The organism is Streptomyces sp. NPDC101118 (genome assembly GCF_044759445.1).
In the GTDB taxonomy this organism is placed as follows: domain Bacteria; phylum Actinomycetota; class Actinomycetes; order Streptomycetales; family Streptomycetaceae; genus Streptomyces.
The window spans coordinates 120,180-143,735 of sequence record NZ_JBIVZG010000011.1; the positions used below are offsets into that span (position 1 = coordinate 120,180).

17 protein-coding genes and 2 pseudogenes are annotated in these 23,556 nt (G+C 76.0%); 13 read left to right on the top strand and 6 right to left on the bottom strand.

Annotated elements, in window-relative coordinates; all coding sequences use genetic code 11:
- Positions 1-110 precede the first annotated feature (110 nt).
- Complete coding sequence (locus ACIQUQ_RS19415) at positions 111-2,174, bottom strand: SpoIIE family protein phosphatase (RefSeq protein ID WP_403977232.1); 2,064 nt, start codon at positions 2,172-2,174, stop codon at positions 111-113.
- A 156-nt stretch (positions 2,175-2,330) separates the two neighbouring features.
- On the opposite strand from ACIQUQ_RS19415, the pseudogene ACIQUQ_RS19420 reads away from it, so the two are divergent.
- The 3 genes and pseudogenes from ACIQUQ_RS19420 (at position 2,331) to ACIQUQ_RS19430 (ending at position 8,071) form a co-directional block, all read left to right on the top strand.
- Positions 2,331-5,164: pseudogene (locus tag ACIQUQ_RS19420) on the top strand (SpoIIE family protein phosphatase).
- Between the two features lie 149 nt (positions 5,165-5,313).
- Entirely contained in the window at positions 5,314-6,456 is a 1,143-nt protein-coding gene (locus ACIQUQ_RS19425) for an ABC transporter substrate-binding protein (RefSeq protein ID WP_403977234.1), read from the top strand.
- A 181-nt stretch (positions 6,457-6,637) separates the two neighbouring features.
- Positions 6,638-8,071 carry an FAD-dependent oxidoreductase gene (locus tag ACIQUQ_RS19430; RefSeq protein ID WP_403977236.1) on the top strand — a complete coding sequence of 478 codons (1,434 nt, stop codon included), beginning with the start codon at positions 6,638-6,640 and terminating at the stop codon, positions 8,069-8,071.
- Positions 8,072-8,169: 98 nt separating this feature from the next.
- On the opposite strand, the gene ACIQUQ_RS19435 is transcribed toward ACIQUQ_RS19430, so the two are convergent.
- Positions 8,170-8,736, bottom strand: coding sequence for a DM13 domain-containing protein (locus ACIQUQ_RS19435; RefSeq protein ID WP_403977238.1), 567 nt, complete (start codon positions 8,734-8,736; stop codon positions 8,170-8,172).
- Between the two features lie 358 nt (positions 8,737-9,094).
- Between ACIQUQ_RS19435 and ACIQUQ_RS19440 the strand changes: the two genes are divergently transcribed.
- The 6 genes and pseudogenes from ACIQUQ_RS19440 (at position 9,095) to ACIQUQ_RS19465 (ending at position 13,141) form a co-directional block, all read left to right on the top strand.
- Positions 9,095-10,027, top strand: coding sequence for an NUDIX domain-containing protein (locus ACIQUQ_RS19440; protein WP_403977240.1), 933 nt, complete (start codon positions 9,095-9,097; stop codon positions 10,025-10,027).
- The gene (locus ACIQUQ_RS19445; RefSeq protein WP_403977242.1) at positions 10,024-10,638 is read left to right on the top strand and encodes a hypothetical protein; all 615 of its coding nucleotides are present in this window, start codon (positions 10,024-10,026) and stop codon (positions 10,636-10,638) included. The genes ACIQUQ_RS19440 and ACIQUQ_RS19445 overlap by 4 nt, the downstream gene beginning before the upstream one ends.
- Before the next feature lie 101 nt (positions 10,639-10,739).
- Positions 10,740-10,988 (top strand): annotated as a pseudogene (locus ACIQUQ_RS19450) (NUDIX domain-containing protein); the annotation flags it as partial.
- Between the two features lie 502 nt (positions 10,989-11,490).
- Entirely contained in the window at positions 11,491-12,048 is a 558-nt protein-coding gene (locus ACIQUQ_RS19455) for a phosphotransferase family protein (RefSeq protein ID WP_403977244.1), read from the top strand.
- Between the two features lie 46 nt (positions 12,049-12,094).
- Entirely contained in the window at positions 12,095-12,781 is a 687-nt protein-coding gene (locus ACIQUQ_RS19460) for an NUDIX domain-containing protein (RefSeq protein ID WP_403977246.1), read from the top strand.
- Positions 12,782-12,880: 99 nt separating this feature from the next.
- Positions 12,881-13,141, top strand: a complete 261-nt coding sequence (locus ACIQUQ_RS19465) for a hypothetical protein (protein WP_403977248.1) — start codon at positions 12,881-12,883, stop codon at positions 13,139-13,141.
- On the opposite strand, the gene ACIQUQ_RS19470 is transcribed toward ACIQUQ_RS19465, so the two are convergent.
- Entirely contained in the window at positions 13,111-14,652 is a 1,542-nt protein-coding gene (locus tag ACIQUQ_RS19470) for a glycosyltransferase 87 family protein (RefSeq protein ID WP_403977250.1), read from the bottom strand. The genes ACIQUQ_RS19465 and ACIQUQ_RS19470 overlap by 31 nt on opposite strands.
- 962 nt (positions 14,653-15,614) lie before the next feature.
- Here ACIQUQ_RS19470 and ACIQUQ_RS19475 point away from each other — a divergent pair.
- Positions 15,615-16,769, top strand: a complete 1,155-nt coding sequence (locus tag ACIQUQ_RS19475) for a molybdopterin-dependent oxidoreductase (protein WP_403977420.1) — start codon at positions 15,615-15,617, stop codon at positions 16,767-16,769.
- A gap of 545 nt (positions 16,770-17,314) precedes the next feature.
- Positions 17,315-18,193 carry a hypothetical protein gene (locus ACIQUQ_RS19480; RefSeq protein ID WP_403977252.1) on the top strand — a complete coding sequence of 293 codons (879 nt, stop codon included), beginning with the start codon at positions 17,315-17,317 and terminating at the stop codon, positions 18,191-18,193.
- A 1,214-nt stretch (positions 18,194-19,407) separates the two neighbouring features.
- Here ACIQUQ_RS19480 and ACIQUQ_RS19485 read toward each other — a convergent pair.
- The 3 genes from ACIQUQ_RS19485 to ACIQUQ_RS19495 are packed head-to-tail and all read right to left on the bottom strand — an operon-like array spanning position 19,408 to position 21,427.
- A complete protein-coding gene (locus ACIQUQ_RS19485; protein ID WP_403977254.1) occupies positions 19,408-20,088 on the bottom strand; it encodes a methyltransferase domain-containing protein in 681 nt (226 codons plus the stop codon).
- Positions 20,085-20,714 (bottom strand): DUF2064 domain-containing protein, encoded by a 630-nt coding sequence (locus ACIQUQ_RS19490; RefSeq protein ID WP_403977256.1) that lies wholly within the window; start codon positions 20,712-20,714, stop codon positions 20,085-20,087. Before ACIQUQ_RS19490 ends, ACIQUQ_RS19485 begins: the two co-directional genes overlap by 4 nt.
- The gene (locus tag ACIQUQ_RS19495; protein ID WP_403977258.1) at positions 20,711-21,427 is read right to left on the bottom strand and encodes a glycosyltransferase family 2 protein; all 717 of its coding nucleotides are present in this window, start codon (positions 21,425-21,427) and stop codon (positions 20,711-20,713) included. The genes ACIQUQ_RS19490 and ACIQUQ_RS19495 overlap by 4 nt, the downstream gene beginning before the upstream one ends.
- A gap of 125 nt (positions 21,428-21,552) precedes the next feature.
- Between ACIQUQ_RS19495 and ACIQUQ_RS19500 the strand changes: the two genes are divergently transcribed.
- Together ACIQUQ_RS19500 and ACIQUQ_RS19505 are read left to right on the top strand one after the other, a co-directional pair.
- Positions 21,553-22,440, top strand: coding sequence for a response regulator transcription factor (locus ACIQUQ_RS19500; protein WP_403977260.1), 888 nt, complete (start codon positions 21,553-21,555; stop codon positions 22,438-22,440).
- A complete protein-coding gene (locus tag ACIQUQ_RS19505; protein ID WP_403977262.1) occupies positions 22,437-23,543 on the top strand; it encodes a sensor histidine kinase in 1,107 nt (368 codons plus the stop codon). The genes ACIQUQ_RS19500 and ACIQUQ_RS19505 overlap by 4 nt, the downstream gene beginning before the upstream one ends.
- Positions 23,544-23,556 lie beyond the last annotated feature (13 nt).

Genomic DNA, 23,556 nt, shown 5'->3' on the forward strand with positions numbered 1-23,556 from the left:
TCTGACCTGCGGAAACGTCCAGATGTCAGAATTGAACATGGTACGAAGCACGGAAACTCCCGATCTGTTTCAGGACTCACACCGACCGCTCGCCCACCTTCCTGTGCTCCTCAGGGGGCACGGCGGACGCGGGCGAGGACGAGAACCGTGTCGTCGGCCGGCGGCGCGGGCAGCAGGCTCGCGAGGATGCGGTCCGCCATGGCTTCCAACGTCCCCGTCGCCCTGCGCAGTTCGGCGCACAATGCCTTCAGGCCGACCTCGAGGTCCCCGCCGCGTGTCTCGACGAGGCCGTCGGTGTACAGGGCGAGAATCGCGTTCCGCGGGAGTTCGGTCTCGATCGTCCTGAAGGGACAGCCGCCGACGCCGAGAGGGACCCCCAGGACGTCGTCGATGATCTTCACCGTGCCGTCCGGCCGGAGCACCAGGGGCGGGGGATGGCCGGCACTGGCGATGCGGGCGCGTCCGCTCGCCGGGTCGTAGACGATGTACACGCACGTCGCCAGCTCGATGCCGGCCTCCTGGGCGCACGCGTCGAGCTCGGCGAGCAGGTCGGCGGGCTCGCTGTCGTGCCTGGCCAGAGCCTTGGTGGTGATACGCAGGCGGCCCATGGCGGCCGCGGCCGACACCCCGTGCCCCATGACGTCGCCCGCCACGAGCACGACCCGGCCGTCCGGCAGGTTGATCACGTCGTACCAGTCGCCACCCACCTCGGTGCCCCGGCTGCCGGGCAGGTACCGGTGGGCCACGTCCACGTACGGGCCGGTCGCCAGCGCGCTGGGCAGCAACGCCCGCTGCAGTGTGAGGGCGATGTCCTGGACGCGGCTGTACAGACGGGCGTTGTCCAGGCAGATCGCAGCCCGGGAGGCGAGCTCACCGGCCAGGCTGACATCGTCCCGGGTGAAGGCCGGCCTGCCCACGGACCGGCCGAACATGGCGATCCCCTGGACCGTACCCCTGGCGATGAGCGGGGCGACGAGGACGCAGGCCAAGCCGCTCTCGGCGAAGAGACGTGCGCGTGACTCGATGAGGACGGTCCGGGCCAGGAAGTCGTCGTCCACCACGGCGGAGACGGCGCGACCGGTTCGCAGCATGTCGTGGATGACGGAGCCGGGCGGATAGCGCACCCTGTCCACGCCGCTCACGAGCTCGGTGGCCGGAGGGGGCAGGATCGTCCCGGAGGCGATCCGGCGGGTGAACAGCGGCCGCGCCGGTTCAAAGTCCTCCGCCTCGTCCATCCACTCCACGACCTCGACCACGGCGCCGTCGCAGAAGTCCGGCATCGACGCGTCGACCAGCTCCTGGGCGGTGACGTTCACGTTCAGGGTGGTCCCGATGCGCGTGGAGGCCCCGTCCAGCAGGGCCAGCCGCCGACGGTTGGCGGTGGCTTCCAGGATGGCCTGTTCCCGGTCGGTCACGTCCAGCATCAGCCCGCCCACTCCGGGGCGCGAGCCGACCGCCTGGCTCAGGGGGAAGAAGCTCACCGACCGCACCTGGTCACGGTCCGGATGCCCCCGCGGGCGCATCCCCACCAGCGTTCCCACGACCGGCGCTCCGCCCAGGGCGACTTCGCGGAGCATGCGCTGGTACTCACCGCCATCGGACATGATCATGACTTCGTCCATGCGCCGCCCGAGGTGCGCCTCGATCGGCAGGCCGTCCATGTCGGCGAGCGCCTGGTTGAGGTGGACGTACCGGAGGTCCGGGTCGAGCATGACCAGACCGATGGGGCAGGTCTCGAAGAGGGCGTCGAGGAAGGCGAGGTTGGTCTTGACCCGGTCGAGCTCGTCGCTCCGGCTGGCCAGGACCATCACCACCGAAGGTCCGCCCGATCCGGTCACGGAGAAGGCCCGGAAGCCGCAGTCGAAGACACTGCCGTCACGGTGCCGGGCCGGCAGCCGCCCCCTCCAGTACCCCTGGGTCCGGCCTCGCTCGGTCAGGCGGGCGCACGGATCGGGGGCGCCCGGGGGCCCGTCGGCGAAGAGAACGGCGCCGGGCTTCGACAGGACGGCGGTGGCGTCATGTCCGAAGAGGTCCCGCGCGCCGGGCCCCCAGTAACAGACGAGGTCCCCGTCATCGAGGCCGAAGACGGCCACGGGCACGTGCTCGAGCAGCGTCCCCGGCTCGGACCAGAACGGGCCGTGGGTCCCCTCGCCCCCCGGCCGAGCCGATGGCACGAGATGTCCCCTTCCACTCGCCGTGCCGTCCATTATCCCGCCCGCGCCCCCACGCGCCCGCCCCGCGCCCTCGCTCTGCGGAGGGGGCCCCGGGTCGCCGACCCGGCGACCGTCGCTCCCCGCTGCCGACGGCCCGTGGAGGTTGGAAGATGGAGTATGAGCGACCTGCTTGGACACGTCCGACGTCGGCTGCTCCGCTCGACCGCGAGCTCTTCCTCTCCTCCTCGGCGTCCGCGCTCAGGGAGCCGCCAGGAGCGTCAGGAGCACGGCCGGCCCCCCGAGGAAAGGGCGCGGCGTCCGCAGCGTCTGTCCTCCCTGCTGAGCGTGCGCAGCGTGGCCGGCGAGGTGTTCCTCCTGCAGCTGGCCGTCGTGGTGCTGCTCGTCGCCGCCGCGGTGGTGGCGCTCGTGGTGCAGGCCCGGAGCGCCGGCATGGAGGACGCCCGGCACCGTACGCTCGCCGCCGCCGGAACGTTCGCGGAATCCCCGGGAATCGTCGCGGCCCTGCGCAGCCCCCATCCGACCGCCGTGCTGCAGCCCAGCGCCGAGGCGGCCCGGAAGATCGCCGGGGTCGACGGCATCCACGTGTACTCGCTCTCCGGGGTCACCCTCGCCCACAGCGACCCGCGGCAGATCGGGAAGCACGTCGTCGGCCCCTTCTCCAAGGCGGCGGCCGGCCAGTCCTTCACCGAGACCTTCGAAGGTTCCCTGGGGCAGTCCGTGGTCTCCGTGGTCCCCGTCAGGGATTCCGACGGCCGCGTCATCGCCATCGTGTCCTCCCCGGTCACGGTCCAGAACGTGCAGAGCATGGTGAACCGGCAGCTGCCCGTCGTCCTCGGCAGTGCGGGCGCGGTACTCGCCCTGTCCGCGGGCGGAACCGCTCTGGTGAGCCGTCGGCTGCTGCGCCGGACCCATGGCCTGGGACCGGCCGAGATGACGAGGATGTACGAGCACCACGACGCGGTGCTGCACGCGGTGCGGGAGGGCGTGCTGATCGTCGGCGGCGGCGGACGGCTGCTGCTGGCCAATGACGAGGCGCGGCGGCTGCTGCGGCTGCCCGCGGACGCGGAGGGCCTCCGCGTCACGGACCTCGGTCTGGAGGAGGGGATCGCCGAGCCGATCGCATCGGGCCGTGCCGCGACCGACGAGCTGCACATGGCAGCCGACCGGCTGCTGTCGGTGAACATCCGGCCCACCGCCCCCTACGGACAGGCCGGGACCGTCGTCACGCTGCGGGACACCACCGAGCTGCGGGCACTCTCCGGCAGGGCCGAGGTGGCCCGCGAGCGGCTGAAGCTGCTCTACGACGCGGGGGTGCGGGTGGGCACGACGCTGAACGTCGAGCGCACCGCGGAGGAACTGGCGGAGGTGGCGGTCCCACGGTTCGCCGACGTGGTCACGGTCGACCTGCTCGACCCGGTGCTGCGCGGCGAGGAGCCGACCGAGCCGAGCACCGAGATGCGCCGCACCGCCGCCGTCGGCCTTCAGGGCGACCACCCGCTCTACCCCGTCGGCAGGCTGATCCGGTTCGTTCCCACCAGCCCGATGGCGGCCGGTCTGGCCGCGGCCGTGCGGTCCTGGAGGCGGACCTGCGCGCCACCCACCCTTGGCGGACCCAGGACCCGGCCAACGCCCTGAAGATCCTGGACCGCGGCATCCACTCCTTGATCGCCGTGCCCCTGCGGGCCCGGGGCGTGGTGCTGGGGATGGCCGGCTACTGGCGGGGGCAGGACTCCCCGCCGTTCGACGAGGAGGACGTGTCCTTCGCCGAGGAGCTGACCGCCCGGGCGGCACTGGCCGTCGACAACGCCCGCCGCTACACCCGCGAGCACACCATGGCCGTCACCCTGCAGCGCAGCCTGCTGCCCCGGGGCGTACCGGAGCAGTCCTCCGTCGAGGTCGCGCACCGCTATCTGGCTGCCCAGGCAGGTGTGGGCGGCGACTGGTTCGATGTCATCCCGCTGCCCGGCACCCGGGTGGTCCTGGTGGTCGGCGACGTCGTCGGCCACGGTCTCCACGCCGCCGCCACCATGGGCCGCCTGCGCACCGCCGTGTACAACTTCTCCACCCTCGACCTGCCCCCGGACGAACTCCTGAGCCACCTGGACGAGTTGGTCGCCCACATCGACGCCGACGAGCAGGAGTGGCAGGGGATCACCGGAGCCACCTGCCTGTGCGCCATCTACGATCCCGTCTCGGGGCAGGTGACGGCCGCCACCGCCGGGCATCCGGGCCCCGCTCTGGTCCGCCCCGACGGGACCGTGTCCTTCCCGGAGGTGCCGGTCTCCCCGCCGCTGGGCCTGGGCGAGGGCCTGCCCATGGAGACCATGACGGTCACCCTGCCCGAAGGCTCCCTGCTGGCGCTCTTCACCGACGGGCTGATCGAGAGCCGCGACCGCGATCCGGACGCGGGCCTGGCAGCGCTGCGCGCCGCCCTGGCCGGGCCCGCCCGTACCCCGGAGGAAACCTGCACCGCGGTGATCGACGCGATGCTGCCCACCCGGCCCGGCGACGACGTCGCGCTGCTGGTGGCCCGCACCCGCCGGCTGGACCCCGCGCGGATCGCCGACTGGGACGTGCCGCCCGACCCTGCGGCGGTGTCCCGGGTGCGCAACGCCTGCGCCCGCCGGCTGGCGGACTGGGGCCTGGAGGACATCGCGTTCACCACGGAACTCATCCTCAGCGAGCTGATCACCAACGCCATCCGCTACGGCACCGAGCCCATCCGGGTGAGGCTGCTGTACGACCGCAGCCTGATCTGCGAGGTCTCGGACGGGTCCAGCACCTCCCCGCACCTGCGCCGGGCCGAGGCCACCGACGAGGGCGGTCGCGGCCTGTTCCTCGTCGCGCAGTTCGCCGAACGCTGGGGCACTCGCTACACGGCCCGCGGCAAGATCATCTGGAGCGAGCAGGCCCTCCACGACGGGGCGGCACCGCCCGCGATGGATCTCGGGGAGGCGCTCCTGGCCGGGTGGGACGACGAGGAGTTCTGAGAACGCGCCGGTACGGCAGCCGCAGGGAAGCCACGGACACCACCGTCCGGGACGGCGCTGCCGGACCACCGTCCGGGACGTCGCTGCCGGGGCCGCCGCACGTACGGTGGCCTCGATCCGTACGCGACACCGCCCGTTATGGTGCTTTTGTGCCCGCACCTCGTCTCCGGACAGCCTCCGTCGCCGCTTGCCTGGCCCTCGCGGCGCCCCTCGTCGCCTGCGGGGACGAGCCCGCCACCGCGCCCCGGGCACCCGCGGTGGCCACCTCCGCCGCGGACGCCGGGGGCATGGCGGCACTGACCGCGGCGGCGAAGAAGGAGGGCTCGCTCAACACGATCGCGCTCCCGAGCGACTGGGCCGGTTACGGCTCACTGATCGACGGCTTCGAGAAGAAGTACGGGATCGAGGTCATGGTGGAGAATCCGGAAGGCACCAGCCAGGACGAGATCAACGCCCTGAAGGAGCACCGGGTCGGAGGCCGCGCCCCCGATGTGATCGACGTGGGGGGCTCGTTCGCGCAGGCCGCGGCACGGCAGGGCCTGCTCGCTCCGTACGAGGTCGCCCCGTACGACGGGATCCCCGAGGAGCAGAAGGACGACCGGGCCCGCTGGTACAACAACTACGGCGGCTACATCTCGATCGGCTGTGACGCCAAGCGCGTCAAGACCTGCCCCGCGACCTTCGCCGACCTGCGCAAGCCCGAGTACAAGGGCAAGGTCGCGCTCAACGGCGACCCCACCAGGTCCGGCTCCGCCTTCGCCGGGGTCTACGCGGCGGCCCTGGCGAACGGCGGCTCCTTCGACGACATCCAGCCCGGCATCGACTTCTTCGCCGAGCTCAGCAGGAACGGCAACTTCATCCCGGTCGAATCCACCCCGGCCACGGTCGCGACGGGCCAGACCCCGATCAGCATCGACTGGGACTTCCTCAACCTCGGATACGCCGACGAATTCCGCGAGAAGGGCACCGACGTCGACTGGCGGACCGCCATCCCCTTCGACGGCAGCTTCGCCCAGTACTACGCGAACGGGGTGAGCAAGGACGCGCCGCACCCCGCGGCGGCACGCCTGTGGCAGGAGTACGTCTTCAGCCCGGAGGGCCAGAACCTCCGCCTCGGCGCCTATGCGCGCCCCGTCCTCATGGACGCGATGCAGGAGGACGGCACCCTCGACAAGGCCGCCGCGGAGAAACTGCCGACGGTCGAGGGCACGCCGGCGTTTCCGACGGAGGCGCAGCGGGAGAAGGCACGAGAGACCGTCAACCGCGGCTGGTCCGAGGCCGTTTCGAGCTGAGGGCCAAGGGCACTGGGACGGTCACGGAGCGCGGGACGGCGCGGACCGCGGGACGACGGGGACCGCGGGACGACGGGGACCTCGGGACGACGGGGACCTCGGGACGGTGTGGACTGCGGGACCGGCATCCGGTAGGCAGGCGCCCGTACGTGTTTCGCATCCGAACAGAGAGCAGGCCTCGATGCACAGGGGAACGCGCCGGGCCGCGGGGCACGTCGTCGTCATCGGGGGCAGCATCGCGGGCATGCTCGCGGCCGCCGCCGTCGTGGAGCACGCGGGATCGGTCGAGGTCGTCGAGGCGCATGCGCTGCCCGCCGGCGCCGAGCCGCGGACCGGCGTCCCCCAGGCCGCCCACATCCACTGGCTGCAGAGCGGTGGGGCGGAGGCGGTCGAGTCCCTGCTGCCGGGGACCATCGACCGGCTGACGGCCGCCGGCGCCCACCGCATACCGGTGACCACCGACATGGTCATCCACTCCCCCGAGGGCTGGTACCGCCGCTGGGAGCCCGCCACCCATTTCGTGATCACCGCGAGCCGCGACCTGACCGATTCCGTCATCCGGGGACAGGTCCTGTCGGACTCCCGCGTCCGTGTCCGTACGCGGACCCGGGTCGTCGGCCTGACCGGCGGGAACGGCACGGTGACGGGGGTCCGGGTGCGCGGTGCGGACGGCGCGGAGACGGAGGTGCGCGCCGATCTGGTCGTCGACGCCTCCGGACGGGGCTCACAGTTGCCCGAGTGGCTCCGCGAGGTGGGGGTCCACGGCCTCGTGCAGGACCGGATCGACTCGGGCCTGACCTACGCCAGCCGGTTCTACCGCGCGCCGGTTCCCACCCGCGGCTGGCCGGTCGTCGGGGTGCAGGCCGACCCGCGCCTGCCGGGGCCCGCCAACGCCGGGGCCATCCTCCCGGTCGAGGGCGGGCGTTGGCACGTCAGCCTGATGGGCGCCCCCGGCGGACGGCCCACGCGGGACACGGAGGACTTCGCACGCTTCGCCCGGACGCTGCGCCACCCCGTCCTGGCCGAGCTGCTCGCGTACGCCGAACCCCTGACCGGGGTCAGCGTCGCCCGTGGCACCGCGAACCGGCGCAACCACTACGAACGGCTGCGCACGTGGCCCGAGGGCCTGGTGGCGCTCGGGGACTCGGTCGCCACCTTCAACCCCGTGTACGCACAGGGGATGTCGGTGGCCGCGCTGGGCGCCCTCGCCCTGCGCGACGCGTTCTCCACGGGCCCGGCCCGGGGCTGGGCGCGCCGTGCGCAGCGCGCCGTCGGCCGGCCCGTCGACGCCGCCTGGGCCCTCGCCGTCGGGCAGGACATGCACTTCCCCACCACGGTGGGCCGGCGCCCGAACCCGGCCGACCGCCTGCTGCACCGGTACGTCGGCCGCCTGTCCCGTACGGCGACGGGATCCTTCCGCGCGGCCACGGCCCTCACCGGCGTACTGGCCCTCCAGGCCCCGCCCGCGTCCCTCGTCAGGCCCGGCGTCCTGCTGACCGCCCTGCGGGGTCCGTCGCGACCGCCGCTCGACCGCCCTCCGTTCACGCCGGCCGAACTCGGGCTCCTGGCGGGCTCCTCCGGGAACCGGGGGCCGGGGGCCCGACGGCCGGCGTGACGGCGGTCGTCACCGCGGTCGTCACGGCGGTGTGCGGGCCGCGGTCGTCACGGCGGTGTGCGGGCCGCGGCCCCGTGGAGCGGGACGGGCGTCCCGGGTCAGGTGCGGGCGAGGGCTGCGGCGCCGAAGGAGACGTCGAAGCGGTCGCACCAGATGCTGACGCTGGGGTACGCCGCCCAGTCGACGTTCGCGGGCAGCGGGTAGTTCTGGTCGCCCTTGTTGCCCTTCAGCGGGGCGAGGTTGACGTACTGCCCGTCGTCGAAGACGCGCCAGCCGGCCTTGCCCGGCTTGACGGGCGCGTCGCTCAGCCAGACGCGCACGTCGGGGCCGCTGCTCGTGTCCAGGCCTTCGAGGCGGAGCGTGTGGGTGCCGTCCGCGAGCCGGATGATCTTCACCGTGCCGGTGGTGGCGTGCTCGTGGCTGATGAAGGCGCCCTGCGCGACGGTGACCGGTCCTGAGGGGGGAGGAGCCGCCCCGGTGCCCTGCGTGCCGGGCGGTGCCGCCTTCGCGGAGGGCAGGGCCTCGTGCACCGACTCGTCGACCCACAGGGCCCAGGGCTTGAACCACACCAGCCCGGCCGCCAGGACCGCCAGCCCCGCCACGACGGCCGCGGCCCACCACTGCTTCCTCTTGTTCCCGGCGCGCCCCACGACGGCCCTCCTCATGTGTCTCTGCTTCGGCTTGCTCCGCCATTCAAGGGGGTCGGAGCCCGGTCCGGGAGGCCGGTCCCGGTGACGAAACCCTTACGGCGCCCCGCGGGGGCGTACGTCATCCGGCGCGGGGCGTACGGAGGGGGGCCGGAGGCGCTCTGGCACGGCGGCCGGGCCGGGGACGACAATCCCCCGGTCGGGGGACACGTCCCTGTTCGAGCGAGTTTCAACGGCGCCGGCGCAGGCCCGCCAGGACCAACGGGGCCGACGGGAACATCCGTTCACCGTTTCGCCCCCGATCCGGCCGTGACGCACCCGAACGGGAGCCGTTCCTAGAGCACCAGTACCAACCGCGCACCCATCCGGAGGACCCGTGGATCCCCAGCCGTTCAGCCCTGCGGAACCCGCCGCAATCGAACAGGCCACACCCGACGACGACCCGCGCGGTGCCGCCGCGCTGCTGGTGGACTCCCGGGGCCGCTACCTGCTGCACCTCCGGGACGCCAACAAGCGGATCTGCGATCCGGGGACCTGGAGCATCCCCGGCGGCGACCGAGAGGGAGCGGAAACCTCGCGGGAGGCGGTGGAGCGGGAACTGCTGGAGGAGACCGGTCTGGCGGTCCCGCTGGAGGAGTTCACGGTGGTGGACACCGTGGGCCCCGACGGGGTCGGGGGCCGGGCCCGGGTCTACCTCGGGGCCTGGGACGGGGATGCCGACGACCTGCCGTGCCCGGAGGGCATCATGTTCCGCCACTTCGACGTCGGCACCGTCCCGTACCTGACGATGTGCCCGTGGACGAAGGAGGTCATCGACCTCCACCAGGCCCGGGGAGCCCCCGTGCCGGCACCGGCGCGGGCCTCCTCCGGGGGCCGGGCCCGGCTGAACCTGGTGGGCGCGCACCTGTACCTGGAGCGGGAGGGGCGGGTGCTACTCGGGCTCCGGCATCCCGGCTCGGCGTACGCGGGGAACACCCACCACTTCCTCGCCGGGCACTGCGAGCAGGAGTCCGCCGTCGCCTGCGTGGTCCGCGAGGCGGAGGAGGAGGCCGGCATCGCCGTCGACCCGGCGGACGTGGAACTGGTGCACGTCGTGCACGTCGTGGACGCTCCCGGCGGCCGGCCTCGCATGCAACTGGTCTTCCGCGCCCGGAAGTGGGCCGGCACGCCCGAGGTCCGCGAGCCGGACCGCTGTCTGTCCTGGGACTGGTGGCCGGCCGAGTCCCTCCCCGAGAGGGTCGCCCCGTACGCCCGCGCCGCGATCGAGGGCATCCGGGCGGGCCGCCTGTACACGGAGCTGGGGTGGTGACGGTGGCCAAACGGCTCGGTGGCCCGGCCGGCGGTTCCCTCACCTCCGCGGCACACCCCGTCCTGGCCCTGCTCGAACTGGACGCCACCACGGGGCAGATCGCCCGGCCGGCGTTCCCGGGACGGCTCCCGCCCGCGCTGCCGGCCCTGCACGCCGGCGCCCTCGCGGACCGGCACTCCCAACGCCGCCAGATGATCACCGGCAACCCGCTCACCCGGCTGCCGCTGCCGCCGGCCGCCCCGGGGGCCGGCAGGGAGTTCACGATCGGCGCGGCACTCCTCCCCCAGCTGGGGTACTCGGCGGCGGCGGGCACCACACCGCGGTCGATCAGACAGATCGTCACCGGGTCCCGGACGCACACCCGGATGCAGGCCCCGAGCAACTGCCCGACCTCCGGCGCCCGCCCGCCGGGCGCCCTGCCGGCCGGTGGCCCGGGCACGTGGGCCGGGGTACGGCCCGCGCTCGCGGTCGGCGCCTGCCTGCTCGTCGTACCTCTCGCGGTCCTGTCGCCGTCGCCGCTGCGGGGCCTGCGGCACGTGCCGGACCCTCCGCCGGAAGCGGCCGCGCCCGACCGGCCCGACCGGCCCGGACGGTCGGGGGCTCGGCGGTGAGCGGCGCGGTGGGGGCCGGTACGGGCGGGCCGGCGCGCTACACGGTGCCGGTCGACGTGCACCTCGTACTGCGGCGGGACGGCGAGGACGGCGGGGCGGAGGTGCTGCTGTCGCGGCGGGCGGGGCCCGTCTACGCGTCCGGGATGTGGCACCTGCCGTCCGGGCACCTCGACCCGGGTGAGGACATGGTGGAGGCGGTGGTCCGGGAGGCCCGCGAGGAGACCGGTGTGCTGGTCGCGCCGGAGGACGTCACCCTGGCCGTGACCGTCCACCACCGTCCCCCGACGGGCTCCCGGTCCCGGACCGGCGTCTTCTTCGAGGTGCGGCGGTGGTCGGGGCGGCCCGGGATCAGGGAGCCGGACCGGTGTGACGGCATGGGCTGGTACGCGCTGGACGCCCTACCGGCGCCGATGGTGGCGTACTGCCGGGCCGGGCTGGACGCCTACCGCGCCGGTGTGCCGGGCGCCGTGCACTTCCAGCGGCCCGGCGACCCCGTCGAGCACACGACGGAGGGGCCGGGCCGTACGCGGCTGCTGGCCGGACCGCCGGACCGCGGGGCGGAACTTCCGCACCGTCTCCGGGAGTTCGCCGAGCAGGCCGTCGGCAGGATCGGGCGGGCGACGGAGGTGTCCTGGGTCCGCACCGGCAGCCGGGTGTGGCGGCTCACCGGAGCCGGGGGCGGCACGTGGTTCCTGAAGCGGCACCGCGGGGCGCGGTTCCACGACCGGGAGGTGGCCGCGTACCGGTCGTGGGTGCCGGCGCTCGGGCCGGGCGCGCCCCGCCTGGTCGCGGCCGACGCCGCGGCGCGGGCCGTCGTCGTCACCGCGCTGGCCCGGGCGCCCGCTGCACGGCGTGGTCCTCGGCCCCGCCGCCGAGGCGCGCGTCCAGCACGGCCTGGGCCGGCTCGCCCGCACCCTCCACCGCAGCGCCCCCGAACGGCCCGCCGGGGCGGTTACGGCCGCCGACAGGGTCGGGCGCCACCTGGAGGCGGCCCGTCCGTACCTGGCCGACGGGGACGAGGAGCTGGTCCTCGCCCTGGCGCGGGCGCACGCGGACCTGCCGCGGCCCGTCCTCGTACCCACCCACGGGGACCTGCAGTACCGCAACGTCCTGCTCGACGGCGACGGCGAGCCGCGGCTGTTCGACTTCGAGCGGTCGGAGTACGGCACCGCCACCCGGGACATGGCGCGGCTGTGCGACACCTGGACCGGGCGGCCGGACCTGCGGGACGCGTTCCTCGACGGCTACGGCAGGCCGCTCACCCCCGCGGAGGAACTGCGCCTGGACTGCGAGGCGGCCTTCGACGCCGTCTCCGGCATCGCGTACGGCAGCGCACACGCCGACCCGGAGGTCACCGAACGCGGCCACCGCACGCTGCGCCGCCTCCACACCGCCCACCACCTCCCGTAGTGCGCCGCCTGGCCAGCCGCCCGACCGTCCCTTGAAGGAGCCCGCCGTGCCCGAACGCACCCCCACCAGCCCCGCCGGCCCCACCGGCCCCACGACCCCCATCACCCCAACCACCCCAACCACCCCAACCGACCCAACCGACCCGACCGACCCCACCGACCCCACCGACCCCACCGACCCCACCGACCCGGCGCCGGTCTGGCCGCCGCGGCCGCACCTCCCTCCCCCGCCCGGCGGGCTCTGGCTGCCGCCCGAGGAGTACGCCGCGACCCTGCCGAAGGCCGCGGTCTTCGGGGCGGTGTTCTTCACGGACGAGGACGACCGCCCCGTCCAGCTCCGCGCCACGTACTCCCGGAACCACCCGTGGCAGTGGCCGGGCGGCGTGGCCGAGCCCGGCGAGCGCCCCTGGGAGACCGCCGTGCGCGAGTGCCGGGAGGAGACCGGGATCCACGTCCCGGGCCCACCGAGGCTCCTGGCCACGGTGTTCGGCCTGCCGGGCGGGGACTGGCCGCTCGCCACGATCGGCGTCGTCTTCGACGGCGGCCGCCTGAGCGGGGAGCGGCTCGCCGCGATCGTGCTGGACCCGGACGAACACGACGAGGTCCGCGCCCTGACCGTGCCCGAGTGGCGCCCCCTGATGCCGCCCCGCGACCACGCCCGCCTCGAAGCCGTCCTCTCCGCCCGCCACACCGGCCTCCCGGCGTACTTCGACACGTGGGACTGGGAGGCCTGAGCGGGCTCGTCCTGGCAGGGGGGTCGGGGGCGGTCTACCGTGGGTGGGCCGGGTGTGTCCGCCCCCGGCTTCGCTCTTCGGGTGGCGATCGGAGCGGCCATGGGACCGGTTCTGTTCACTGCGGCCGTCGTCGTCGCGGTGTTCGTCGTGCGGGCTGCCGTCGTCGAGATGCGGCACCCGGGCAGTGCGGTGGTGCGGTGGTCGTTGCTGCGGGACGCTCGGACGCTGCGTACCAGTGCGTTCGTCGCGGGTCCGCTGGCGGTCGTGGGGTGGCTGCGGGCCGGTGCAGAGGGGCTGGTGTGGGCGCTGCTCGTCGCCGGCCTCGTCGCCTACGCCGTGTCGAAGTTCCGGGAGGAGTAGGCCCGGCGGGTGCGGTGGCGGCGGGTGCGGAGCGTGTGCCCGGCCAGGACGAGGAGCAGGGCGGTGCCGTAGGCCACGGTGCCGGCGGCGAGGTACCGCGGGATGACGAGGTAGGCGGCCGCGCCCGCGAGGGCCACGCCGAGCCACTCCCACCGGCCGTCGAGGGCCACCAGGGCGATCAGGAGCAGCGCGTACCAGGAGTAGCCGGGGGTGGTCAGGAGGAAGACCGTGCCGGTGACGAGGAGTGCGCCGGACCAGGGGCGGGCCGGGTCGCCGCGGCGGATGACGTACAGGCTGACCGCGGCCGTGCCGGCGAGGACGGCGGGTACGGCCCAGGAGTCGGGCAGCAGGAGGCGCAGGAGTGCGTAGCGGCCGCCGGAGGAGGCGTCCTGGTAGCCCTCCTCCTGGGCGTAGCCGCCGAGGTAGCCCAGGACGGACGAGTCGGAGAGCAGGACGTACGGGAGGTAGAGCGCGGCCGGCACGATGACCGCGGGGAGCAGTGTGGCGGCCGCTTCGCGGGGGCGCCTGATGCCCGAGAGTGCGCCGGGGAGCAAAACGGCGGGCAGCAGTTTCACGGCGGTGGCCAGGCCCAGCACCGCGCCTCCGGCGCTGCGGTGACGGACCGTCAGCGCCAGTGCGGTGACGGACAGGAGGACGCCGAGCACGTCGGCGTGCGCGTTGTTGACCGCCTCGACGGCTACGGCCGGGCACCAGGCCCACCAGGCGGCGTCGCGCGGGTCGCCGCGGCGCCGCAGGACGCGGAGGAGCACGAGGGTGGTGGCGAGGGTGAGGAACGCGCCGGCGGTCTGGAGCGGCTTGTGGCGTGCGCCGGCCGGGGAGACGGCGTGGACGAGGAGGAAGTACGCCTCGCCGGCCGGCGGATAGATCGTGTGGACGGTGGGGCGGTTGATGCGGGTGCAGCCACCGTCCGGGAGGGGCGCGAGGCCGGGGGCGGGGGCGGGAGCGGGAGCGGGAGCGGGTGAAGGACCCGACGCGGGAGCGGGTGCGGGTGGAGGACCGGACGCGGGAGCGGGTGCGGGTGGAGGACCCGACGCGGGAGCGGGTGCGGGTGGAGGGCCGGATGCCGGGGTGGGCGCGGGCCCGGTCGCGCCGCGGCAGGCTTCGTGGGGCGGGAAGAGCCAGGTGTCGCGGAGCGCCGCGAGGGCGGGGTCTGCCGGGGCGTGGTCGTACGGGGAGATGCCGGCCGCCTGTACCCGGCCGTCCCAGGCGTAGCGGAACGAATCGGTGCTGGTCCGCGGTGGGGCGACCAGGCCGGCCACGGCGACGGCGATGCCGCCGGCGAGGACGAGGGCGGTGACGTGCCGGGGCGGCACGCGGCGCAGGGTCCACACGGCCGCGCCGAACAGCGCCCAGCAGGCGGCGTAGCGCCAGGAGAGGCCGGTGGCGTCGGGGAAGGACGGGTCGGGCGAGGGCGCGCCCACGAGGACGGTGAGGACGAGTCCGGCGGTCAGGGCGGCGAGGAGGAGGGCGGTGGCGGCCGTGGCGGCCATGGGTCGCGTGGTCCTCGTGGTGGCCGGGGACGGGCCGATGGTGGGCGTGGTGGGGGCCTCGTCGGCTGGGAGGGATCTCGCCGCGTCCACGCGCCGTACAGGGGTGGCCGGGGCAGGGCGGACCGCGGTGGCCGGGAGAGGGTCTTGGGGAGCGGCTGCGGACCCGGCGGGCCTGCCGGCTGCGGGGGCGGGATCGGGCGCGGGATCGGCCGGGCCGGAGGCTTCGGCCCCGGGTGCCGGTTCAGGGCCGCGGCCGGCTCCGGCAGGGGGCGCGGTAGCTGTGGGGGCGTCGGGTTCTGGGGTGCGGTCTGAGGTGGTCGGGGGCAGGGGTGGTTGCGGATGGTGGGAGTCGGGGTGGGACGGACGGGGGCGGGTCACCCGGCCACCCTGGCAGCGGCGGTGCCGCCGAGGGCGTGGGCGCGGCGGGCCGTTCGCGTTCCGTAAGGTGTCGGAGCCCGCTGACGGGCGGCACCCCGCGGTTGCATGGGGGCATGGACACTCCGATCGGCCGATGGCGCCCCGGCCGTCCGGCCTTCCGCCGGCCCGACGGGCGCCGACCCGAGCAACAGCGCCGACCCGAGCTGCACGGTCCCGATGGGGGCGAGCAGTACGAGTCCGGGGCGGCTGCGCACGAGCCCGACGCGCGCGGCCGCGATGGCCGCGGCCGCGATGCCCGCGACCCGTACCAGCGCGGTGCCGACGGGGCCGAGCCGCACGAGCGCGGAGCGGAGGCCCACGAGCCCTGCCAGCACGGCCCCGACGCCCGCGACCCGTACCAGCGCGGTCCGGATGGGGTCGAGCCGCCGATGCACGAGGCCGGTGCGCGCGAGCCGGCGAAGCGCGGGGGCCGTGCGCACGAGTCGTGGCGGCGCGGGGCGGATGGGCGCCGGCCCGACAACCGCGGGGACGGCGCTCGCCGGGCCGGCGGTGGCGGCTCGGCCGGGGGACGTGCGGCATTCCGGGTGCCGGCCTCGCGTGGTCTGCCCGTCCTCCGGCCGCCGGCCTTCGCCGGCCGGTTGCACGACGCGCGGACGGCGACCGCGCTCGGGCGGTGGCTGGGCGTCGCGCTGGCGGTGTGCTTCCTGACCGGGCTGGTCAGCCACTTCCTCCAGCAGCCGCCGCCCTGGCTCCTCCCGCACCTCCCGTCGCGCCCCTCCTGGGGCTACCGGCTGACGCAGGGGCTGCACGTCGCCGTCGGGCTGGCCGCGATCGTGCTGCTGTTCGCCAAGCTGTGGGCGGTCTACCCGCGGCTCTTCGTCTGGCCGCCGTTGCGCTCGGTGCGGCACGCGCTGGAGCGGCTGTCCGTGGCGGTGCTGGTGGCGGCCGGCGTGTTCGAGGTGCTGACCGGGCTGCTGAACATCGCCGAGTGGTACCCGTGGCCGTTCTCGTTCGTGCCGGTGCACTACGCGGTGGCGTGGGTGGTGGCCGGCTCCGTGCTGCTGCACATCGCGGTCAAGGCACCCGAGATCCGGGCCCATTGGAGCAGGCGGTCCCCCGGCACGCTCGCCCTGCCGGACGAGGAGCGGGACGGGCCGGACCGTCGGGCCCTGCTGCTCGGCGTGGGGGCGGCGGTGGGGGCCGTGACGGTCACGACGGTCGGGCAGTCCTTCACCCCGCTGGGGGCGCTGGACCTGCTGGCTCCGCGGCATCCCGGGTACGGGCCGCAGGGGCTGCCGGTGAACCGTACGGCCAGGGCCGCGGGCGTGACGGCGGCCGCGGTACGGGGGTGGCGGCTGGAGGTGCGGGGCCCTGAGCCGTACGGGCTGACGCTCGCGGAGCTCGCGGAGCTGCCGCAGCACCGGGTCCGGCTGCCGATCGCCTGCGTGGAGGGCTGGAGCATGGACGCGGACTGGACGGGCGTACGGATCCGGGACCTGCTGGCCCGCGCCGGGGCGCCGCCCGGGTCGGGGCTGCGGGTGGTGTCGCTGGAGGTGGCGGGCGCGTACCGGGTCATGGACATGGGCCGGGAGTACGCGGACGACCCTCTGACGCTGCTCGCGCTGCGGCTCAACGGGGAGGTGCTGTCGGCCGACCACGGACACCCGGCCCGCATCATCGCGCCGAACCGTCCCGGCGTGCTGCAGACGAAGTGGGTCACGCGGCTGGAGGTTGTGTGATGGCGGAGCCGGAGGAGGGTGGGGAGGCCGGGGGCCGCCGGGAGGCCGAGAACGTGCCGGGGCGGGGTGCCGGTCCTGTTCCGGGTGGTGGGAATCTGCCGGGGCCGACGGGTGCGGCGGGAGGCGGGGATGTGCCGGGGCCGACGGGCGGGGCGGATGCCGGAGACGGGCCCGGGCCGACGGGTGCGGCGGGAGGCGGGGATGTGCCGGGGCCGACGGGCGGGGCGGATGCCGGAGACGGGCCCGGGCCGACGGGTGGGCCGGGCGCCGGAGAGGGGCCGGAGGAGGCCGGGCCCGCGCCGGGCGCCTCGGGCACGCCGGCTCCGGAACCCGCAGACCTGCCCGAGGCCGGGCACGAGCCGGTGCCAGAAGCCGGGGAAGTGCCTAAGGCCGCGGAAGTGCCCCCGGCCGAGGAAACGCCCCCGGCTGGGAAAGTGCCCCCAGCCGGGGAAGTGCCCGCGGGCGGAGGCAGATCGTTGCCGGGAACGGGCGACGGGCCCGGGGATGCCGACCAGCCGCCGGTGCCGGGCGGCGGGGACGGCCCCGTGTCCGGAGACGGGCACGGGGCCGAGGTGGCGGCCGCCGGGGATGGGGACGCCTCTGGGGCGCTGGCCCCCGAGGCCGAGGAGGCGTCCGCGATGACGATGGCCGAGGCCGGTGCCGGGAACGAGGCCGCGATGCCGGCCGCCGGGGACGGGAACGCGTCTGGGGCGCCGATCGGCGGGGACCGGGACAGGTCCGGGATGCCGGCCGGCGGGGCCGAGGTAGCGGCCGCCGGGGACGGGAACGCGTCTGAGGTGCCGGCCGCCGGGGCCGGAGACGCGTCCGCGATGGCGGCCGCCGAGGCCGGGAACAGGGACGGGGCCGAGGGGCCGGTCGGCGAGGCCGGGGAGGCGGCCGAGACGCCGGTCGCCGGGCCCGGCAACACCGCCGAGGCGCCAGCCGCCGAGGGTGAAGACGGGTCCGGGGACGCCCGACCCTCCTCCCCCGTGTCCCTCGCGCGCTGGGTGGTCGGCCTGCTCGGGGTGCTGCTGATCGGGATCGGGGGGTGGCACCTCTCCTCCCAGCCCGATCCGTACGCCGTACTGGTGTGGCTGGGCGGCGCGTTGGTGCTGCACGACGGGGTGGTGGCGCCCCTGGTGCTGGGGGTCGGGCTGCTGGTGGCCGCCCTGCCGGCGCGTCCCGTGGTGCGCGCGGCGCTGGTCACGGCCGGGGCGCTGGTGCTGGTCACCCTCCCGCTGCTGCTGCGGCCGGGGGCGCCGCCGAACCCGTCGGCGCTGCCACTGCCGTACGGGCGCAACCTGCTGCTGGTGCTGGCGGCCGTGGCCGTGTGTGCGACCGCCGCGGCGCTGCTCGCCCGGCTGCGGAGGCGACGGCACCCACGCGGTCCCGGCGGCGACGGGAAGGCTGATGCGCCAGCCTGAAGGCGCCGGCGGGACGTCGTGCCGGCACCGGGGGCGATGCGTGGCGGGGGACCGCCGGCTCCGAGGCGAGACCGAGCCGGGTGGGGCGCGAGAGCGACGCAGCGCGGAAGACCCCCGGCTCCGAAATCGAGGCCCAGCCGGGTGAGGCGCCGGGGGACGCGGCCAGCGAGACCCCCGCCTCCGAAACGACGCCCAGCCGGGTGAGACGCCGGACGACGCGGCCCGGAAGACCCCCGCCTCCGAGGACGAGGCACAGCCGGGTGGGCGCGGGCGGAGCGGACGAGGCGCCAGGTGCGGGCGGGCGCTCGACGATCCGCTGGGAGCAGCCGGGCCCGAGCCCCGGCCGCGTGCCGCATGGGGTGGCCGGCATGGGTGCGCCGGAGCGCGGTGGCCGGTACGGGTTGCCGATACGTCCGGCCGGTCGAGCAGGTCGGGCCGGTCGAGTCGAAGGCTGCGGTGCGGCCGCGTGACGGCGGTCGTCGGAGCTGCTCGGCGGGTGATGCCCGTGGCTGGGTCGGGGGCGATCGGTGGAGCCGACCGAACCGCTCGCCTTCGTGGCCGGTGTGGGCGGTGTGCTGCGGTCGGCGCCCCGGCGGAGCGAGCGTGTGGCCTGTGCCGGCGCAGGCGCGGTCCCGAGTGCCGGCGAGATCGCCTTCGCGCACGAGGGAGGGCGGCTGTTGGGCCGTGGGCGAGGCCGGCAACGAGTCCCGCGGGTACTGCCCGGACGCCAATTGCCGCCCCGGCAGGCCGCCGCCCCGGGCAGGCCGCCGCCCCGGGCAGGCCGCCGCCCCGGGCAGGCCGCCGCCCCGGCGGGCCCGGCGCCGGTGCGGGCCCGGTGCCGGTGCCGGGCTCGATGCCGGTGCCGGCCCCGGCGCCGTTCCCGGCCCCCGGCGCCGTTCCCGGGCCCGGAGCGGCCGGCGGTCGCCCGCGCGCTGGACGCCGGGGGCTTCGGGCGGCCCTCCGGCTTCGCCCACGAGGCCGTGCTCCGGCGGTGCCCCGGCTGCCGGGAACGCCACCCCTCCGCCGTCACCCGCGGCACTGTGCTCCCGGCCGTCCCCCGACCGCCGGGAGCACGACGTCGTGCCCGAGGACGGCGTCGGCTGCGTCTTCTGCGGGAGCGAGCTGCCCGCGGCCCGGAGCGCGGGTCCCGTGCTCTGCGGGCCGCGGGTCCCGCAGGGCGGGGCCGGGCGGTGCGGCCTGCTCGCTCCCGCCGCCTACAGGCGCAGTTCCGTGAAGGTCCGGCCCGCGGCCGGCCAGGTGCCGGTGGGCGTCCAGCCCGCGGCGGCGGCGTGGCGGCGGAGGGCGTCCGGGCCCACGCGGGCCCAGGGGAACGGGACGCCCGGGGTGCCCCGGAAGTCGTCCAGGCGGACCTCGCACCGTTCGTCCACCTCCACCGGCGCGGCTTCGGCGATCAGCCGTCCGCCGGGGGCGAGCAGCGCGGCCACCCGGGTCAGCAGCGCATGGGGGTCTCCCCCGATGCCGACGTTGCCGTCGATCAGCAGGACGGTCGTCCAGCGGCCCTCGCCGGGCAGCGGGCCGAACACCGAGCGGCACAGGGCGGTTCCGCCGCGCCGGACGGTCCGGGTCACGGCGGCCGGGCTCACGTCCACGCCGAGGACCTGGTGGCCGCGGCCGGCGAGGGCCGCGACCAGGCGGCCGGGGCCGCAGCCGATGTCGAGCACCGCGCCGCGGCACCGGGCGAGCACGCCCTCGTCGGCGGGGTCCGCGTCGGCGAGCCACCGCTCCACCTCCAGCGGCAGCAGCCAGCCGTCCGCGCGGCGCAGGAAGAGCGGCCCGTGCCCGGCCCGCAGGGCACGGGTGTACGGGTCGTCGCGCCAGGGCGCCGGGCCGGCCCCGGACCGCGCGGGGCGGGCGGTCGCGCCGGGGGCGGTCACCGGGGCCGGTCCGCGGGGTTGGTGAGGCTGGTGTGCAGGGTGGCGAACCTGGTTCCGGGGGCCGTCGCCGACACCTCGTGGGCGTCCGGTGCCGTGTCCACGTCCCGCAGGACCGGGAGGCGGCCGATCCGCAGGCCCGCCGCGCGCAGGCGTCCGTACTGCACGGCGCCGGTCCCGGGGACCGACATGGGTACGCCGAGCAGCAGGGCCGGGTCGGGGGCGGCGAGCCCGAGGGCCCAGAAGCCGCCGTCCGCCGCGGGGCCGTACCAGGCGTCGTGCGAGCCGAAGTCCAGGGCGGGCCGCAGGAGTTCCGGAGTGACCTGGGGGGTGTCCATGCCGATCAGCAGGGCCGGGCCGGCGCAGTCGGCGAAGGCGGCGGCGAGCCGTTCGTCGAGGCCGCGGCCGCGCTGCGGCACGACCTCGAAGCCGGCCGGCAGCCAGTCGCCGGGGCTGCCGTCGAGGACCAGGATCCGGCGGTCGGCGGGCGCCGCGGCCACGGCGTCCAGGGTGTCCGCGAGGGCCGCCCGGGCCAGGCCGGCCGCCTCGGCGGGGGTGAACGGCGGCGTCAGCCGGGTCTTCACCCGGCCGGCCACCGGCTCCTTGGCGATCACGAGCAGGGCGGTCACCGGACACCCCCGGCGGGGCGGGCCGCGGGGGCGGGCCGGGGCGGCTCGGCGAGGACCGCGCGCATGTCGCGCACCGCCTGCCAGGTGCCCCGCCAGGTGCCGGTGACCTTGGAGCGGCCGGTCCGCGGCAGGTACGGGACGTCCTCCTCCCGCACCCGCCAGCCGGCGTCGGCGGCCCGCACCACCATCTGGAGCGGGTAGCCGCTGCGCCGGTCGGTGAGGTCCAGGGCGAGCAGCGCCTCCCGCCGGGCGGCCCGCAGCGGCCCGAGGTCGTGCAGCCGCAGGCCGGTACGGCGCTTCAGCATCCGGGACAGAACCAGGTTGCCCGCCCGGGCGTGCGCGGGCCAGGCACCGCGGCCCCTCGGGCGGCGGCGGCCCAGCAGCAGGTCGGCCTCCCCCGCGGCGACGGCCCGTACGAAGCCGGTCAGCAGCCCGGGATCCAGGGAGGCGTCGCAGTCGCAGAAGCAGACGAACTCGGCCTCGGCGGCGAGGAGTCCGGCGTGGCACGCGGCGCCGAAGCCGCGCCGGGCCTCGGGCACGACGGTGGCGCCCAGGGACCGGGCGATCTCCGCCGACCCGTCGGTGGAGCCGTTGTCCACCACGAGGGCGCGCCAGCCGGCGGGGATGCGGGCGAGGACCCAGGGCAGCGCCCCGGCCTCGTTCAGACAGGGCAGGACGACGTCCACGGGAGGGTTCAGGGGGTCATCGGTCACGCCTGTCACCGTAGGAAGCCGGGCCCGGGAACGGGGTGATCGACTCCTTACGAAACACGGACGGCGGGACCGGGCGGGCCGGCCAGGGGGGACGGCCGGGGGCCCGCCGTACGACACTGGGGCGCATGAGCACGCCAGCACCCCCCGCGGGACGGCCGGGCCCCGCGGAGCCCGCCCGGATCCTCGTCGTCGACGACGACCCGACCGTCGCGGAGGTCGTCACCGGATACCTCCGCAGGGCCGGCCACACGGTCGGGCACGCCGCCGACGGGCCCGGCGCCCTCGCCCTGGCCGCCGCCGACCCGCCCGAACTGGTCGTCCTCGACCTGATGCTGCCGGGCATCGACGGGCTGGAGGTGTGCCGGCGGCTGCGCGCCGACCGCCCGGTCCCGGTGATCATGCTGACCGCTCGGGGCACGGAGGAGGACCGGATCGCGGGGCTCGAACTGGGCGCCGACGACTACGTCACCAAGCCGTTCAGCCCGCGGGAGCTGGTCCTGCGGGTGGAGTCCGTGCTGCGCCGCAGCCGGCCCGGCGCGGAGTCCGCCGTCGTGCGGGTGCCCGCACCGCTGCGGGCGGCCGGGATCACGGTCGACCCGGTGACCCGCAGGGCGACCCGGGACGGCGCCGAACTGGCGCTCACCCTGCGGGAGTTCGACCTGCTGGCCCACTTCCTGTCGCACCCCGGGCGGGCCCACACGCGCGAGGAGCTGATGCGGGACGTGTGGGGCTGGGACTTCGGGGACCTGTCCACGGTCACGGTCCACGTACGACGGCTGCGCGCCAAGATCGAGGAGGACCCGGCCGTACCGCGGCTGATCCACACGGTGTGGGGCGTCGGCTACCGCTTCGAGGCCGGTGCCGGTTCCGCGCGACCGGACACGGCCCCGTCCACGCCGGCCGCCGCCCCGCCCACGCCGGACACGGCCCCGCCCACGCCGGACGCCGCCCCCGCCCCGCCGCCGGGCCCCGCCCCCGGACCGGCCGCCGCGCCGCAGGGCGGCCGGCCGTGACGGACTTCCTGCTCATCGCCCTCTTCGCGCTCGGCGGTGCCGTGTGCGCCGGGGCCGCCGGGGCGCTGGCCCTGCGCCTGCTGCGGCGGCGGTCGGTCACCGTGTCTCTGGCCGTCGTCGCCGTGGTGGCGGTCACGGCCATGCTCGCCGGGACCCTCGCCGTCGCCCGGGCCATGTTCCTGTCCCCGCACGACCTGACGGTGGTGACCCTGGTCGTCGCGATGGCGGCCCTCGTCTCGCTCGCCACGGCCCTGCTGATGGGCCGGTGGGTCGTCGCCCGCAGCCGCGATCTGGCGCTCGCCGCACGCGACTTCGGGGACGACGGCAGCTTCGCCGCCCCGCCCGCGCCCGCCACCGCCGAACTCTCCGCACTGGCCGCGGAACTGGCCGCCACCAGCGCCAGGCTGACCGCCTCCCGGGAGCGGGAGCGCGCGCTGGAATCCTCCCGCCGCGAACTGGTCGCGTGGATCTCGCACGACCTGCGCACCCCGCTCGCCGGCCTGCGCGCCATGGCGGAGGCCCTGGAGGACGGCGTGGTGGACGACCCCGCCCGCTACCACCGCCGGATCCGCACCGAGGTGGAACGCCTCGACACGATGGTGGGCGACCTGTTCGAGCTGTCCCGCATCCACGCCGGGGCGCTGGAGCTGACCCCCAGCCGGATCTCGCTGCGGGACCTGGCGGCCGACGCGCTGCTGGGCGCCGACCCGCTCGCCCGGGAGCGCGGGGTGCGGCTGGTGGGCGAGGAGATCGCCCACGTGCCGGTGGACGTGGACGGCAAGGAGATGACCCGGGTGCTGGCGAACCTGCTGGTCAACGCCATCCGCCACACCCCGGCCGACGGCACGGTCGCCGTGGCGGTCGGGCAGGGCGCCGACGGGGCCGTGCTGTCCGTCACCGATGCCTGCGGCGGCATTCCCGACGAGGACCTGCCACGGGTGTTCGACACCGGGTGGCGGGGCAGCCCCGCGCGTACGCCGCCGTCCGGCGCGGGGCTCGGGCTGGCGATCGTACGGGGCATCGTCGAGGCCCACTCCGGCCGTGCCGAGGTGCGCAACGTACCGGGCGGCTGCCGCTTCGAGGTGACGCTGCCCCTGGCCTGACGGGGCCGCGGCC

What these genes read in the sequence shown, in the direction of transcription:
- ACIQUQ_RS19430 (WP_403977236.1), top strand. Translation starts at nt 6,638, where the DNA reads ATGCACAGGGGAACGCGCCGGGCCGCGGGGCACGTCGTCGTCATCGGG.
- ACIQUQ_RS19435 (WP_403977238.1), bottom strand. Translation starts at nt 8,736, where the DNA reads ATGAGGAGGGCCGTCGTGGGGCGCGCCGGGAACAAGAGGAAGCAGTGG.
- ACIQUQ_RS19465 (WP_403977248.1), top strand. Translation starts at nt 12,881, where the DNA reads ATGGGACCGGTTCTGTTCACTGCGGCCGTCGTCGTCGCGGTGTTCGTC.
- ACIQUQ_RS19470 (WP_403977250.1), bottom strand. Translation starts at nt 14,652, where the DNA reads ATGGCCGCCACGGCCGCCACCGCCCTCCTCCTCGCCGCCCTGACCGCC.
- ACIQUQ_RS19500 (WP_403977260.1), top strand. Translation starts at nt 21,553, where the DNA reads ATGAGCACGCCAGCACCCCCCGCGGGACGGCCGGGCCCCGCGGAGCCC.